Genomic DNA, 16,046 nt, shown 5'->3' with positions numbered 1-16,046 from the left:
GAAAAAAATTCTGAACTAACGGGATGCTATCTAAAACGGTATTTAAAGCAAATGATTCAGCAACTTTGCAATAAAATTGAAGTTCATGAAGACGTGCAAATCAATGACTGGATTTTGGAGGAAGAAGCGTCGTATCAAAAGCAACAACAGGACAAGAACGATCCTGATGACCCACCGATCAACGGTTCCGATGGGACATCGGATGAGAATGATGGCGGGGCTAATACCTTGAGGTAGCTAAAAAACGTCGAGTCGGAGCCAAATTGATTCGCAAGCCATCGGAAAACAACTTCGCTACGTCTCACGTAATCTTCGCATTGTTGAAAGGCTTGCATCGAAAAGTGGATTGTGCCGATTGAACTCCTTGCCGTATCGGCAACTGCTCGTCATTTCCGAATTGTATCGCCAACAGAAAGAGATGTATGACAAACGCTCTCACTCCGTCGATTCACCACCTCCGCCCCAATGGGCGTTTATTTACGTCTATCTTTCTTAAACTTTATTTAACCAAAGAATTACTTCAACGCGATTTAATTTTTCCAAGGCCTGAGGTTCTATTTTTAGTGTGCAAGTTCGTTCGCCAGTTCCCCCGTAAATGAAAGGGTAGCGATATAAATTTTTATCTAGAACAAAAGGTAAGTTTAGACCCACTAACGGTACGCTGCCCACTTCAAATCCAGTTAGTGTCTTAACTTCTTTAGGCGATGCTAATTTGACTTCGCTACAACCCAATGTTTCTGCTATTTCATCAAAATTCACTTTCCCATGACTCCCCGACACAATGATCACAAAGAATCCTTTGTCCGTTTTTATGACTAATGTCGGTGCTGTTTGCCCAATTTCAATTCCAAAATAATCTGCCCCCTCTTGCGCTGAAAGAATAGGCTTGTCATGTTGAATCAACTCATATGAATATTGACATTTCTTTAATATTGACTGTAAGTGTTCGATCTCAACAGCAGTCGGTGTATTAGGAAGAATATGTTCAATTTCTAAAACCGTATACTCTTGCAAAGAACCAGGTATCTTTATGCCTTTATAAGCCATATCCACATATTGCGTCAATTTAGCTAGCAGGTAGCGCGTTCGATACTGTTGCATAGAATGGAGAGTATATCGATTGAGATAGTCGGTCAATTCACCTTCTTTTAAGATCATACTTTTTGCAAATCGTTCTTGCAAAAACGTATTAAACTTTTTGACCAGTGCATTTTGATTAGCTTCTTTAACTATTTCACCTCTTAAGCCCCGTTGTGAATTTAAGATGAATACTGTCCAGTGATTTTGGAGCAAGGAAAATCAGTACCTCAAGTGGCCAAAGAACTCGGCATATCGGAGAAAACGTTGTATGCATGGGTGAAGCCGTTTAAAAAGGATGTGAATCAAGCCTTTCCTGGAAGTGGCAACCTGAAGCCAGAGGATGCGGCAATTCGCGAACTTCAAAAGCAAATAAAGGACCTACAGGAGGAAAATGCGATCTTAAAAAAGGCCAGGCACATCTACATCAAAGACCGGAAGTGATTTATTCCTTTATCCATGAACACCGCTTCGAATTCCGTGTCGGGAAGATATGCAGGTATTTGAGTATAAATAGCGCCCATGCTGGGCGTACAATGAAGAAAGCCAGGCAGAAGTACCTGGCTTATAGAGATTAAGATTGCACGACTTCATTAACTGAAACATTCAAGGATTGTATGAATTGCCCAATGGGTTCTCCTACGATTCCTTCATTTAGATCAAACACTAAATGCCCTCTAACGAATGTTTTGGTAACCCGGCAATTGATGGTTCTGTTTGTATATGGGCTATGCTTATGGCGGTAATAGAAGTTTTCGGCTTTAACTACATACGATTGATTAGGGTCGATCAAGATAATGTCTGCGTCTTTTGAGATCGCGATTTCACCTTTCGTTCTTAAATTGAACCTTTCGGCAGGTTTAGTCGCAATCATCCGGACAAATTCGGTTACAGGTAGATTACGCTTTTTCACAGCTTCATCGAACATCAAGTCGACATTGTTCTGGCAGCCCGTAATTCCGCCCCATATTTCAAAGATATTATTGGTTTCACTATACTTCATTTCCGGCGGACAAGGGGAATGATCCGATGTTAGCATATCAATTTTGCCTTGTTTTAATGCTTCCCATAATTTTTCTTGCTCCACTTCATCCCGCAAAGGTGGCGAACATTTGGCAAGGGGCCCGATTTCTTCAAACTGACTCGTCGTAATCGTAAAGTAGTGCGGGCATGACTCAAGAGTCACATCCTGACCTTCATTTCGTGCTTTGATAATCTCTTCTACTCCTGCAGCACTACTAACATGAACAAAGTGCAGTTTACACCCGGTTTCTTTAGCCAATAACAATGCTCTCTTTATGGCATCTACCTCCGTAAAGACAGGACGGGATGCGACATAATCGTAAGGTGTTAACTTTCCTTGCTTGATCATTTCCCCAGCTAAACGGTCCGTAATCTCAGCATTTTCTGCATGAATGGATAAGATATGACCAAGCTCGGCTAATTTTTTCATTCCTGCATAAAGCGTATAGTCATCTACATTTTTAAAATCGTCCGGCAGGTCACTTCCGCACGTGGCCATGAAACACTTATAGGCTACAACTCCCGCATCGGAAAGCTCTTGCAAGTTTTCGAGATTCCCCGGAACTAATCCGCCGTACAAGGCGTAGTCTACGTAGTTTTTTCCGACAGCTGCTGCAAGTTTTAATTCTAATGCTTCTTTCGTCGTCGTTGCGGGCAAAGCGTTCAAGGGCATATCCACATAGGTTGTGGTTCCTCCGGCTGCCAGTGCTTTCGTACCGGTTTCAAAGCCTTCCCATTCCGTACGCCCCGGTTCACAAATATGGACATGCGTATCGATCATCCCAGGCATAACATATTGACCTGTCGCATCAACAACTTGGTCTGCTGTCTCATATATTTTGTTAGCAATGGCAACAACCTTCCCATTTTGAATGGCTAGATCCGCCTTTTTCACGACATCTCTGAAAACGACATTACCGTTTCTAATAATTAAATCATATTTCATGACTGATCCCTTCTCTATAATTCCTCAATTGTAAGTGCTAGGTATGGTCGTGGGAGGGCAACTGTGAAACGGCACCTTCCCCATCCACGACAGTCCACAAACGAAAATGACTTATCCTTTATCTCTAATTATAGATTTGATTGCATTAACAGGTTTACAATTAATTTTCAAATATCGTACCCTTTTTGAATTTTGAATCTTTAAATGCAAACTTCATCAGAAGAATATATGCAATACCTGCCACAACAACACCGATAATCCATACCAGTTCCACTTTTATAAATGCGGCGCCGGCGCCGATAAGCATTGCAAGCACCGCGGCTGGATTATATCCGGCAAATGGACCGTCTTCCTTGTACAAATCTGCAATATCTACCTTTTGCTTTCTTAAAATATAATATTCAATTAATAAAATAGAAACAATCGGGCCTAAAAATGCGGAATAGATAAGAATGAATATCCCAAGACCCTTTGCCGAAGAATCCTGTACAAGCACCCAAGGGAATGAACCTAACGCAAGGAGTCCGGTTATGGTAACAGCAGGTTTAAATTTTAATTTTGTAAGTAATGTAATGACATAGGTCGGCGGAATAATATTGGCAACCATGTTTACTGCAATCGCGCCTACTACAATAAATGCGGATACAAAGAATGTAATGTAAGAGTTATCGACTACTATAGCAAATGCCTTAACAGGATTCGAGATGCCGGTTGCGGAAGCAAGCATTGCGCCGATGGTAAGTGTCATACCGTACGCTACTAAAATAGGCAAAAAGTACAAAAATCCACGTTTTGAGTCACGAATACCGGCTTTAAGCTCCCTTGAATAGTCCGCTGCGCTTAAAAAGATAGCCGCATAATTCCCCATAAACATCATTACAAATGCAAAGAACGGCAAGCCCCATGAACCTTTTGCATGAACCCATTTTTCTGTAATCACAGCGCTATAGGATGTTAGAAGAACGCTAAATACATAGAGAAGCGCCAGCATAATAACAATAGATACAAGCGTTTCAATCCATTTAATGGCATGGAAGCCGTACATCGAAATCCCGATTTGCACCAGCTGCAGCACGACAAAGCAAATGGCAACATGATCAAAGGCGCCGCCCGTAATAATCTTCGCAATTTCATTTAAGGCAGTACCGCCAATCCAGCTTTGAAAACCGTACCAAACAATGGCGGGGATACCTCGGCAAAGTGATGATATAATAGATCCTTTCATACCGAAGGACATTCTGAGCTGTACAACATACGGTATTCCTGTTTTGTATCCGAGTCTGTCATTTAAAGCAAAAATAGTTGAAATGATGCCAATGGCTATGATGGCTGCGGCAAATGTCTGAAAGATGTTTAGCGTTGCGGTCCCCGCTACAACCAAACTAGCTCCGAGGGTCATATTGCCTAGATTAACGCCGTCTCCAATCCACATAAACATATAGGTAAGAGGACCTACCATCCTACCCGCTTCGGTTTTCGGATTTAGTGATTCGTCCACACCTGTATCATGTTGGATCCGCGTATCTATTGTATGGTAACTTTCTAAACGAGTAGACATTGAACACCAACTCCTTTTTAGTGTTTGCCGTACTTCTGATAATGTACTGGTTTACAAATAGATCTTAGATGTTTGCCAATAGGCTTTGATATAATCAACAAAGTTAAAAGCCTTACACGTTCGTCCTTCCGATTTTACGGGCAGTAAATCTTCATTTCTCAAAGACGGAGAGTAATTCCTTAATTTCATAAAAAAACACCTCTCTTATTATGTTAGTTTAGTTAACATCATCTGTTACCTTTAATCACTAATATAATCGAAAGGTGGTGATTTATCATTATTCACATTACACAAATTGAAAACAATATATTATTCATAGCGCATAAACTTCAATGATGCCAAGGCTTCTCATTCACTTTTATGTTAGGTTATCTAACATACTTTTTTTAAAACTCCATTTGCGATTATTCGATTGATTGACAGCACAGGTTGGCAGGATCCGTTAATTCATATGAGGCAGAATGAGCCCTCCATATACAAAAGCGAAAACAATGATAAGGGCCGGATGAATCTTCCACTTTGTCAATGCAAAAAAAGATAGAAATACAATAATTAACGATTGCCATATTCCCATAAACCGTATTGAGTCTGCAGACATTTTCCACGTTAAAATAAACATCATGACCGCTATTACAGGCTGTACTGATAAAGTCATTCCCTTTATAACCAACGATTTTCGATGCCGTTGAATTATTTTTAAGAGGAAAATGAGTGCAAAGGCAGAAGGAAATACGGTAGCAAATAAAGCAATGAAAAAACCCATCCACCCGAAAACATCATACCCCACATATGCAGCTATTTTGGTTGCGATGGGTCCCGGCAGGGCGTTTCCCAGAGCCAGCATATTGGAAAATTCGGTATTGGTCAGCCAGTGATAGTGATTCACGATTTCCGCGTACATGAGAGGGATAGATGCTGGTCCGCCTCCATATCCAAGAACATTGGCAAGAAAGAATCCTAAAAATAAGCTGGCCCAAATCATTATGCCGACCTCCCCTTCTTTTTCGGGTTTTTATGCTGCAATTTATTCTTCAATTTGAAATGGAAAGCACCATAAGCCAGGAATATGACAATGACTATGGCCGGATGAATGGAAATCGTCTGAAGCATGAAAAAGGAAAGCATAAAAAGCAGGAAACCCAATAATTTGCCCAGCCCTTTTACTGCTTTCTCAGCAAATTCATAGGCCATCTGACCAAGCATAACCGCAATGACAGGCATGACAGCAGAAATCATGCCGGTTACGGCCGCCGAATAACTGAGGACATTGACCATGGCGAGCAGGGCAACCATAGCCAGACATGTAGGTATGATATGTGCCGCCACGCCAACAATGGCCCCTATTGTGCCATTCAGCTTATAGCCCAAATACGCCGCCATTTTGGTAGCAATCGGGCCAGGCAATGCATTGGCAATAGCCAAAATTTCCCCAAATTCATCATCTTCCAGCCATCGATATCGGTAAACCGCCTCATAGCGGATAAGAGGAATTACCGAAGGACCCCCGCCGAATCCGAATATCCCTGTGCGAAACATAGCCAATACGAGTTCTTTATATGAAGCTCCCACTTTTACCCCCTCCTGATGCTAATAATCTATCAAAAAGAAAGAGTGTACTCATCAAGTCCCATGCATTAAAGACCTATTGAGTCACCCTCCTCTTCCATTATTCCGATTCATTTATAGCGTTCGCATGATAAATATCCAATGCGGCCTGAACAGCTTGACCTGCCTGGATTTTTGCCCCATGGCGCAGAAGTACGGCTTCGAGTGCCCCTAAGACATGGAGCACGTTTTTCTTCCGGCAGCTGTAACCCATCGTGCCGATCCGCCAAATCTTCCCCTTTAGCGGGCCGAAGGAACTTGCGATTTCGATATCAAAATCATGCAGTAACATCGAACGAACCGATTCGCCATCGATTCCGTCCGGTATCGCAATGCAAGTGACCACGGGGAGTTTGCAGGCGAGATCGCCGTATAATTCCAATCCCATCGCTTGAATTCCTTGAACAAGTGCTTTTTCGTGCAATTTGTGCCTCGCAAAACGCCTTTCCAATCCTTCTTCCAAGACAATCCGTAACCCTTCCCGCAGCGCGTAAAGCATCGAAGTGGTTTCGGTATGGTGATTTAAGCGGGCAGGACCCCAATAATCCATCAATTGACTTAGATCGAAGTAGTTGCTTCGAATGGACCGGGTTTGCACTATCCTTTTCGAACCCGGTTCGAGTAAACCTTGTTCAATCTTTTTCCGCTCCAAGAGCAGCGCTTCGACACGAGAGTTGAAGGTAATTGGCGCCATCCCGGATGGTACGGACAAACATTTTTGGGTTCCACCGATAGCCGCGTCAATCTTCCATTCATCGACCTTCACTTCTGCCCCCCCTATAGAGGCGACCATATCAACCACAAAGAGAACTTCGCGTTTCCGGCAAGCAACGCCTATTTCCTTTAAGGGCTGCATGCATCCCGTGGATGTTTCCCCATGAACCATCGCGACGATTTTCGGTTGTACACGATCAATTTCCCGGATGACATCCTGCGGTTGGAAAACAGTTCCCCATTCAGTTTCAATGTTATAGATTTCCGCTCCGTACCGTTCCGCTATCTCCGTAAGGAGATGGCCAAACCGGCCGTAAATGGGGATCAGAACACGGTCGCCCGGTTCGATGATACTGGCTAACACCGCCTCGATCCCGGAACGCGATGTTCCATCGACAGGAAATGCCCAGTGGTTTTCAGTCTGAAACAGCTCACGAATCATTTCCATGGTTTCATTCATAATGTGCGTAAATTCAGGATCGAATTGTCCGAGGATAGGCGTCGCCATCGCTCTGAGCACGCGCGGTTCAGCTTCAACCGGACCAGGAGTCATGATCGTTCGGGTTGACGTATTGAGTTCTCTGTATTTCATTTATTTCTCCTCCTTCATAGCCTAACTGGTATAGCAATTCGATCAAGACTTGCACGCCTGCTGTCAAATCTTCTTTTGACGTGTATTCCGCAGGGTTATGACTGATCCCCCGATGACTCGGCACAAAAATTAACGAAGTGGGGTGATGCGGAGCCATGATTTGAGCATCATGCCCTGCTCCGCTTGGCATCAATTTATAAGGAAGGTCCTGATGTCGGCAAATCTCTTTAACTCTGCTAATCAGTGATTCATCCATTTCAACGGGACGAGCATCCATGTGCTTTTCAACCTTTACTTGAAGTCCTCGATTGCGTGCAATGGCGTAGCATGATTCGATCGCCTCTGCGCAGAAAGCATCCAGCACATCTCCTTGTGGATGGCGGATATCTAAGGTGAAAGTTGCCTTACCCGGAATGACGTTTGATACATTGGGTTCCATTTCGATTTTTCCCACCGTTGCGACCAGCGGGGCACCGATGCGATCTGCAGATTCCATGATTGAAAGGATCATTTGGCTAGATCCCCGCAAAGCGTCTTTGCGCCAAACCATCGGTGTCGTTCCGGCATGATTGGCTTCCCCGATGCACTCGATTGTATACCGTTTTTGCCCCACAATTTGCTCAACAATTCCGATAGGTATTTTTTCGCGTTCCAAAATCGCCCCTTGTTCGATGTGAAGCTCAATAAAGGAGAGAATGTCCTCCCGTCGAGGGTTTCGATAATACCCCAAACCAAAACCTGCCTCTTTCATCGCCTCCATGAAGGGAATTTCCCCAGCATCCTGAATCTGCGTGATTTTATTTACAGGAGCTGTTCCCGTAATATTGGTTGATCCCCAAAAGGTGAGCGGAAACCGGCTTCCTTCCTCCTCGCACAACGAAACAACTTCAATATTCCGCATGGGAGGTCCATAGGTTTCTTTTAAATAGCGCAACGCCAGTAAACCGGCGAGAATTCCGAATGCCCCATCATATTTTCCTCCGCACTTGACCGTATCGACATGTGATCCAGTGAGAATCGTACCTGCCTCTGGATTGGCCGAAGTAAGCCTTCCATATAAATTCCCTACTTCGTCGTAATAGGTTTCCAAACCGCTTTCTCTCATCTTCTGTTCCAATGCCTGCTGAGCCTCTGTCCAAGATGATGTATACAAAAGACGTGTCACGCCGCCTTCTGGATCAGCTCCGTAAGTCGCTAACCAATGTACCATTTCTTCCATTCGCTGCTGGAGATCCGCTATCTTCATCCGCGTGTCCCCCTTTTTCTCGTGTCAACTTTTTTGATCCTTTATGGTACTTCAAATGATATCCCTATTGTAGTGAATCCTTTTTCAGAAGTCATTGTATCCATTGAATAAAATTTTGTCATTTGATCATGCAAGATGTACAATTGTTATGTTAGTTTTATTTACATGAATTATAGAAATTGGGGTGATGATTTTGAAGATGAAGGATGTGATTCATATGCCTCTTCTCAAACATGCAAAACTCGCTGCCGGGCACCTCGGCATGGCCAGAAGAGTAGAAAGCGTCAATATGATGGATGCTCCTGACATCATTTATTATTTAAAACCAAATGAATTATTATTGACCACAGCTTTTGCGATTAAGGAATCACCGAATGACTTGCTGGAATTAGTCCAACAGATGGCCGAAAAGGGATGTGCGGGGTTAGGAATTAAAACCAAACGCTTCATTTCCGAGATTCCCTATTCTGTACTACAACTGGCTAATGAATTGGCTTTTCCGATTATTGAAATCCCGCTCGATTCCCCCTTAGGAGAATTGACGACGCAAATCCTCAGCTATATCTTGGAAAAAAGGACCGATGAATTGCGTTATGCGCTGGAAACCCACCAAGCCTTTTCCCGCATCATTATGGAGGGGAAGGGGATGCTGGGGGTGATGAACAGCTTAAGCACGTTAATTCAACATCCGGTACTTCTTTTTGATCACCGGGGACAAGTGTTGGCAGAATCATATGCAACACCTTCCCTCTCTCAGGACAAAAAAAAGATGATTGTCGATCTTTTGAAGTCGATTCGTGGGAATCAAGTCTGCTATTTCTCACTTCTGGCCAGCAAAGAGCCGGTGACCGTATTTCTCTTTGAAATCTATCAACAGCGGCAAGGGTTTTTAGTCGTTCTTGAGACCATGCTGGATGATCCTTTTTCCGTTCTAGCCGTGGAACAGGCAGCAAATGTTGTGCGGTTTGAATTTATGAAGCAGTATGCGTTAGAAGAAAGCTCAAGGCGGATTAAAAATGAATTTTTTGCTGATTTTCTGGATGAGCAGATTACTTCAGAAGAAGAAATTATGAACCGTGGAAGGCACTACGGCCTCCAGAAAAGACAAACTTACAAATGTATCGTAGCTTTAATCGACGATAGCTCGGAAATTTACAGCAAAAAGTTTGTTCATCGGGAAGAAGCCATCAGTCAATTTAGGGATCAAGTGTACGAATATTTGGATGATTTATTTTCACACCTAAAGAAACCCTACATTTTGTTTACGAAAGGCCATTATTTTGTGTTGCTGATTCCAGTTGCAGCAACACAGGCACCGCAAGAAACGGAGGAGCAGGATTGGAATAGCATCTTGCGAAACATTCAGGACAAGCTTTATGAGGAGTTGGAGGTGAGCCTATCTTTTGGAATCGGCAATTATGCCGAACAATTAACGGATATTCCTGCTTGTTTCCATAAAGCCCTGGAAGCCTTGCGGTCCGGGTATCAATCCAAGAAAACGCGATTTATTCAATCGTACCGCGTTAAGGAGCTGGTGGAATTGCTGCGAATGATTCCGTATAAGAATTTAAAGCAATTTTATGATAATACCCTCAAAGGTCTTGCTGATTCTACCGATCGGGAACATATGGATTTGATTCAAACCATCGCCGTTTATTTGGAAAACAATTGCCTGATTACGGAAACGGCAAAACAACTCTATATTCATCGAAACACCGTTTCCTACCGGCTGAACAAGTGCGAGGAGATCCTAGGCAGGAGTTTGAAAGATCCGAACGAAGCGCTGAAACTGAGGATCGCTCTTATGGTCCGTTCCCTGCTGCAGACTTAACAATATCTACGCGGTTCCTTGTATTGTTTTAAAATCATGCACTTGTTCAAGTTGCACAATAAATTATTCCAAATTTATTTGCACTACACAATGACTTCCTCCCTCCTAACCAGTAACATAAATTTTATACAATGTGAATTAACCTCACATGGAAGGTGTGTAATAAGAAATGAACAAAGATTGGGGCGCTTTTGTCCATCGAGATCTTGAGGTGGATCCTTCCGGCTCAGGAATATTAGACAGTTTATCATTTGCCGTAAAGGACGTATTTGACATTCGAGGGTATACTTCCGGTGCAGGGAATCCGGATTGGCTCAGAACCCATAGCCCCGCCAATCAACATGCTCTCAGCATCCAGCGATTGTTAAACCATGGAGCCCGGCTGACCGGAACTACACATACCGACGAACTGATGTACAGCTTGGACGGGGAAAATGAACATTATGGAACTCCTGTGAATCCAAAAGCACCAGAACGGATTCCCGGCGGATCATCCAGTGGTTCGGCTGTAGCCGTTTCAGCCGGTTTGGTCGATTTCGCTTTAGGTACAGATACAGGGGGATCCGTTCGGATTCCTTCAAGCTATTGTGGGGTATATGGATTCCGCCCTACTCATGGTCTCGTCGATATCAACGGAGTCATCCCTTTAGCTCCTAGTTTTGATACTGTAGGATGGATGGCAAGAGACACGAAGACGCTTCTTGATGTAGGGCAGGTATTGCTGGACGGCCACCAACCCCATGAATCCGATTTTCAGCGCATGTATTTTGCCGATGATGCCTGGTCCATCTCAGATGCGGAGTGCCGCGATGCTTTATCTCCATCCGTGCAAATATTCAAAAATCGGATAAATGAGTGCAAATGGATCACCCTATCCCCAGCCGGGTTAACCGAGTGGATGGACATATTTCGGATATTGCAAGGTTTGGAAATCTGGGAGACCCATGGAAAATGGATTGAGCAGACGAAACCGCGTTTTGGAACCCATATCGGCAAACGGTTCTCTTGGGCGAGTACATTGCAAAAAAACGAAAGCCGCGAACCATTGCAGCTGAGACAGAACATCAGGAATCAAATGTCTGATCTATTGGGCAATAATGGCCTTTTAGTCATTCCGACAGCACCAGGCTCCGCTCCGCTGAAGGGCATGTCTGGAAATGAAATGGATCTGCGCCGGGCTAGAACCTTACAGCTATGCTGTATTGCCGGACTAGCCGGCTTACCGCAGGTGACCCTGCCTATAGCAGAAACACATAGTTCACCCATTGGATTGTCCATTATCGCTGGACATGGCCAGGATGCAAAACTTCTTGAATGGGTCCATCAAATATTAGGAACTGAATGAAAAGACATGAAGAGGTGAACTCTATGAAAATAGCAACCATACAAATCGAAGGGAAGGAATGCTCTTCCATCGTCACGCAGAATGGACTTGTTTTAATAGAGACGATCAATCAAGCAGTAAATAAAAAATGGGATCCCCATCTTTATGATATATTCCAGCCTGATTGGCCCACTCGATTCGATACGCATCCCAGCTCAATCTGAGAAAACAACCGCTGAGGCGGAGTTGGCTATCATCATCGGGAAATTCTGCAAACGGGTTTCGGAATCCGAAGTGCCTGATGTTGTCGTCGGTTTCACGACTTCATTGGATATAACCACTACAGATATTCATCAAAAAATCCGCGATTCTTAACGCGTTCGAAAAGTTTTGATACGTTCTTTAGCTTCGGGCCCCTTTTCATAACGAAGGATGAATTCCCCAACCTCATGGATATCGCGGTTAGTACGGTACTGAATGGAGAAGTCCACAAGCGCAACGTCTTATCCAATATGATCTACCGCCCATGGTTCATTGTCTCTTTCTTTTCACAAGTAATGACCTTGCTAAATCCAGTCAAAAACAGTTTGTAATTTAGGAGGAGCTAAACATGGCAGATCGACCATCTGGTTATCTTAAACAAACCCGCTCTGTAGTTCATGCACAAAATGGAATGGTTGTCACCAGTCATCCCCTGGCAGCCATGGCCGGGCTGCAAATCCTGCAGCAAGGTGGAAATGCCTTTGATGCAGCCGTCGCAACCGCTTCCGTATTATGCGTGGTAGAGCCCATGATGACAGGTTTGGGCGGTGACATGTTCGCCCTGATTTATGACGCCAAAAAGCGGGAAATCAAAGGGCTGAATGCGAGTGGACGCGCTCCGCAATCAGCAACCCCCGATTTTTTCGAGCAAAATGGTTTCACAAGCATTCCCTCTACTGGGATTTTATCCGCAACAGTACCGGGAGTTGTCGATGGTTGGTCACAGCTTCTTCAAAGCTATGGAACTCTTACCTTTAAAGAAGTATTGGCTCCGGCCATTCGATATGCTGAAGAGGGATTCCCCATTCCGGAAATGGTAGCCTACTACTGGAAAAAAGCAGAACGGCTCCTTTTGCAGTCTGAGGAAGCCAGTAAAAAATATTTAATCAACGGAAAAGCTCCAAAGGAAGGAACGCTATTTAAACAACCCGATTTGGCTTGGTCCCTCAAACAAATCGCAAAGGATGGAAGAGACGCCTTCTATCAGGGCGATATTGCCGATAAAATCGTTGAATACATGAAGAACCATAAGGGATTGCTGCGAAAGGAAGACCTAAGGGAACACCGTTCCCAGTGGGTCACACCGATATCGACCAATTACCGCGGATACGAAGTCTTGGAAATTCCCCCGAACGGTCAAGGGCTTGTCGTCCTTCAAATGCTGAATATACTCGAAAATTACGATTTGAAAGCGATTGGGCATAACTCCCCGGAGTATATCGGACTGTTTGTTGAAGCTAAGAAATTAGCTTATGCCGATCGAGACCGGTATATTGCCGATTCGGAATTTGCAGACATCCCTGTAGACCGCCTGCTTTCCAAGGAGTATGCAAAAGAATTGGCTGATTCGATCCAATCCGGGCTGAAGAAAAGCCAATCATGGGTAGAATTAGGCGGGGATACAGTTTATTTGACCGTCGCAGACAAGGAAGGAAACGTAGCCTCTGTGACCAATAGTATTTTTAGTCTATTCGGCAGCGGAGTACTTATTCCCGAGACCGGAATATTTATTCATAACCGCGGTTCATTATTTTCTTTGGACCGGAACCATCCCAATGTCCTCCAACCCGGAAAACGTCCTTTTCATACCATTATCCCAGGAATGGTCCTGAAAGATGAGAAACCATTGATCTCTTTCGGTGTGATGGGTGCCGACATGCAGCCGCAAGGGCAAGTCCAGACGCTGGTGAACATGATTGATTTCGGCATGAATATCCAAGCGGCGGGAGATGCCCCCCGGTTCCGCCATTATCCTCATGGAATTTTCTTGGAATCAGAGATTAGCCAAAAGATCCGCCAGGAGCTTTCTGATCAAGGTTATACGCTATTGGAGCAGTCTGATGGCGATGATTTTGCCGTTGGGGGTTACCAAGGGATTTTCATCGATCCGGAAACCGGGCTGTTCAAAGGAGGATCTGATCCGAGAAAGGATGGATGCGCGATAGGATTCTAGTTGTTATTGAAAACGGGGCTACCAAAAGCAAAAATACTTCGGATAGCCCCTTTACTTTACTTCATGTTCTATGATTATCAACCATGAAAAAAATTTCGCCGTTACTTATGGTACGGTTCCTCGACCTCATAACCAGTACAGAGTTTAAAAAGTGAATTTTCCACCTCAGTGTTTAACATACTCCTGCCCAGTGTAACGAGTTCAGAGAGTGTTTCATTTTCTTTGCAATAACGATACCAAGTATCAGGGGATATTGATAATTTCTTACAAATTTCACGTGCAGAATCACCTTGTACAATCCAATCCTTTATGTCCGAAATACGGGGCAATATGTCCGTTTCATATTTTCTAATTCTATTGGGAATTTCTTTTCGGCTGCCCACAATCACCTCACCTCCAATAAAAAAGCCTATGCAGTTTGATTGCATAGACTTCAGTTTATGTTTATATAAATAGATGTAGCGATTAATGACTAAGGAACCGATTCATCTCTTGTTCACTTAGTTCCTCAGGTGTGATCCCTTTTGCTTTACAATATTCATGTAAAGCACGAACTTTTACTCTGGGTTCTTTTGGATTTCGTGGGACGGCGTACACTCCGTTGGGGAAAGCATTATCAAATTGTTCTAATTCTCTACGAATCATTTTATCACTCACCTTTTTAACAGTATACCCTTTATTTGTTGGTATTAGAATGTCCACTATCTTTCCCACCACTTCACACCCTCCGGAAAATAAATTTGAGCTAATTGATTAGCTGCAATATCTGAAAACACCATACTTTGACCGTATGTCTGATAAGCACCTAATTCCTTATATAATTCATACTTAGAGGACTTCGATGTTAATTCCACAAATCCTTCTAGTCCTTTGTCAATACTATATTGACACGCAAAGGCAACTAAACATTTTCCTACACCAATGTAAGTGCGGTTTGGGTTGATCTTACCTTTGATCATTTTTTTATTTTTAGGTGACGATTCAATAATGTCTACGTCTACACAAAGAAAATCCTCGTCATAATTCGGTCGAGCAGCAATCAGACCTTGAACATCGGTTGGATATTTTTCAGTTACTAATCCATAAATTTCAAAACTTTGAGATAGGGGTTTTAACCACCTAAATTCCCATCCACCTTTTGGTGAATACTGTCTTTTTACTATTTCTTCTCGACTCACTTTTCGGAAATAAAATTCAACTTCTGTATCAGTCTTCACTTCGATCAGCATACAACAAAATCTCTTTCTCTACTCTTTTTTCTATCTTTGTCCATATTATACCATAAACTAATTACTCATTCATCTTATAAATGTCTATGAAAAACTTGCCTAACCAAAAAAGGAGCCATATCAGCCCCTACTCCAACTCCGCCTCATAAAACATCTCAATGTCCTCGATCACCTTTTGGATCAACTCATTGTCCCCTTTGGCCTCTTCTTCCCTTGCGAGCAGACCTTATCCGTCTGCATATCCTTCAGGAATCGAATTACCATATTCACTTTTACCTTACTCAATCGAACCACCCTTTCCATTATAGTGGTCACATGCTACCTCTCACCTTCCACTAAGTCAACGGCTTCTTGGTAGCTATACTTTTGCCCATCCCTGATCAAAAATACCCCACTGTCGCCCTCCACGTTGGCTATATAGCGGTTCACGATTACATCCACGTATTTTGGGTCTAGCTCCATCATATAGCAAACACGGTCAGTTTTTTGGCAAGCAATGAGTGTACTTCCACCTCATAAGCCCCAAAATGAACTTGGACAATAAGAGTGGTTTTTATTATACTGCTTAATGTACCAAGGAGGCTGACATTATGAAACGAACAATGCATTCTAAAGAATTTAAATTACAAGTCATCAAAGAAGCCCAAGAAACAGGAAAGATTACCCTTGTAGCTCGTCGGTATGAA

16 protein-coding genes and 1 pseudogene are annotated in these 16,046 nt (G+C 43.4%); 8 read left to right on the top strand and 9 right to left on the bottom strand.

Going from position 1 to position 16,046, the window contains the following annotated elements; all coding sequences use genetic code 11:
• Positions 1-51: 51 nt before the first annotated feature.
• Complete coding sequence (locus H525_RS0107550) at positions 52-237, top strand: hypothetical protein (RefSeq protein ID WP_211236987.1); 186 nt, start codon at positions 52-54, stop codon at positions 235-237.
• A pseudogene (locus H525_RS28495) lies at positions 225-448 on the top strand (IS5/IS1182 family transposase); the annotation flags it as partial. The gene H525_RS0107550 and the pseudogene H525_RS28495, both read left to right, overlap by 13 nt.
• A gap of 44 nt (positions 449-492) precedes the next feature.
• Here H525_RS28495 and H525_RS29135 read toward each other — a convergent pair.
• Entirely contained in the window at positions 493-1,293 is an 801-nt protein-coding gene (locus H525_RS29135) for an aminoacyl-tRNA deacylase (RefSeq protein ID WP_342664275.1), read from the bottom strand.
• Between H525_RS29135 and H525_RS23230 the strand changes: the two genes are divergently transcribed.
• The gene (locus tag H525_RS23230) at positions 1,285-1,521 is read left to right on the top strand and encodes a transposase (RefSeq protein ID WP_211236986.1); all 237 of its coding nucleotides are present in this window, start codon (positions 1,285-1,287) and stop codon (positions 1,519-1,521) included. The two genes, H525_RS29135 and H525_RS23230, sit on opposite strands and share 9 nt — an antisense overlap.
• Before the next feature lie 130 nt (positions 1,522-1,651).
• Here H525_RS23230 and allB read toward each other — a convergent pair whose 3' ends face one another.
• From allB to allC, 6 genes are all read right to left on the bottom strand, one after another.
• Entirely contained in the window at positions 1,652-3,046 is a 1,395-nt protein-coding gene (gene allB, locus H525_RS0107535) for an allantoinase AllB (protein ID WP_027415707.1), read from the bottom strand.
• A gap of 160 nt (positions 3,047-3,206) precedes the next feature.
• Positions 3,207-4,604: an NCS1 family transporter gene (locus tag H525_RS0107530; RefSeq protein ID WP_027415706.1), complete on the bottom strand. Its 1,398-nt coding sequence runs from the start codon at positions 4,602-4,604 to the stop codon at positions 3,207-3,209.
• 442 nt (positions 4,605-5,046) lie between these two features.
• A complete protein-coding gene (chrA, locus tag H525_RS0107525) occupies positions 5,047-5,586 on the bottom strand; it encodes a chromate efflux transporter ChrA (RefSeq protein ID WP_027415705.1) in 540 nt (179 codons plus the stop codon).
• The gene (gene chrB, locus H525_RS0107520) at positions 5,586-6,173 is read right to left on the bottom strand and encodes a chromate efflux transporter ChrB (protein WP_027415704.1); all 588 of its coding nucleotides are present in this window, start codon (positions 6,171-6,173) and stop codon (positions 5,586-5,588) included. The genes chrA and chrB overlap by 1 nt, the downstream gene beginning before the upstream one ends.
• 97 nt (positions 6,174-6,270) lie before the next feature.
• Positions 6,271-7,515 (bottom strand): pyridoxal-phosphate-dependent aminotransferase family protein, encoded by a 1,245-nt coding sequence (locus H525_RS0107515; protein WP_027415703.1) that lies wholly within the window; start codon positions 7,513-7,515, stop codon positions 6,271-6,273.
• Positions 7,457-8,761, bottom strand: coding sequence for an allantoate deiminase (gene allC / locus H525_RS23225; protein WP_051330881.1), 1,305 nt, complete (start codon positions 8,759-8,761; stop codon positions 7,457-7,459). Before allC ends, H525_RS0107515 begins: the two co-directional genes overlap by 59 nt.
• 217 nt (positions 8,762-8,978) lie before the next feature.
• Here allC and H525_RS0107505 point away from each other — a divergent pair, with 217 nt between their 5' ends.
• The 5 genes from H525_RS0107505 (at position 8,979) to ggt (ending at position 14,131) form a co-directional block, all read left to right on the top strand.
• Positions 8,979-10,592 (top strand): PucR family transcriptional regulator, encoded by a 1,614-nt coding sequence (locus H525_RS0107505; protein WP_162142481.1) that lies wholly within the window; start codon positions 8,979-8,981, stop codon positions 10,590-10,592.
• A gap of 169 nt (positions 10,593-10,761) precedes the next feature.
• Entirely contained in the window at positions 10,762-11,937 is a 1,176-nt protein-coding gene (locus tag H525_RS0107500; protein ID WP_027415701.1) for an amidase, read from the top strand.
• Between the two features lie 144 nt (positions 11,938-12,081).
• Positions 12,082-12,291 (top strand): fumarylacetoacetate hydrolase family protein, encoded by a 210-nt coding sequence (locus tag H525_RS28490; RefSeq protein WP_245590426.1) that lies wholly within the window; start codon positions 12,082-12,084, stop codon positions 12,289-12,291.
• The gene (locus H525_RS29130; RefSeq protein WP_342664277.1) at positions 12,243-12,509 is read left to right on the top strand and encodes a fumarylacetoacetate hydrolase family protein; all 267 of its coding nucleotides are present in this window, start codon (positions 12,243-12,245) and stop codon (positions 12,507-12,509) included. The genes H525_RS28490 and H525_RS29130 overlap by 49 nt, the downstream gene beginning before the upstream one ends.
• A gap of 17 nt (positions 12,510-12,526) precedes the next feature.
• Positions 12,527-14,131: a gamma-glutamyltransferase gene (ggt, locus tag H525_RS23220; protein WP_051330880.1), complete on the top strand. Its 1,605-nt coding sequence runs from the start codon at positions 12,527-12,529 to the stop codon at positions 14,129-14,131.
• Positions 14,132-14,596: 465 nt separating this feature from the next.
• Here ggt and H525_RS0107480 read toward each other — a convergent pair whose 3' ends face one another.
• Both H525_RS0107480 and H525_RS0107475 read right to left on the bottom strand, forming a co-directional pair.
• Complete coding sequence (locus H525_RS0107480) at positions 14,597-14,848, bottom strand: hypothetical protein (protein ID WP_245590425.1); 252 nt, start codon at positions 14,846-14,848, stop codon at positions 14,597-14,599.
• The gene (locus H525_RS0107475) at positions 14,833-15,360 is read right to left on the bottom strand and encodes a hypothetical protein (protein ID WP_027415697.1); all 528 of its coding nucleotides are present in this window, start codon (positions 15,358-15,360) and stop codon (positions 14,833-14,835) included. The genes H525_RS0107480 and H525_RS0107475 overlap by 16 nt, the downstream gene beginning before the upstream one ends.
• Positions 15,361-16,046 lie beyond the last annotated feature (686 nt).

The sequence above is a fragment of the Aneurinibacillus terranovensis DSM 18919 genome (genome assembly GCF_000430625.1).
Taxonomy (GTDB): Bacteria; Bacillota; Bacilli; order Aneurinibacillales; family Aneurinibacillaceae; genus Aneurinibacillus_B; species Aneurinibacillus_B terranovensis.
Note: the sequence above shows the minus strand (reverse complement) of the source record. Positions and strands in the feature narration are given on the sequence as shown.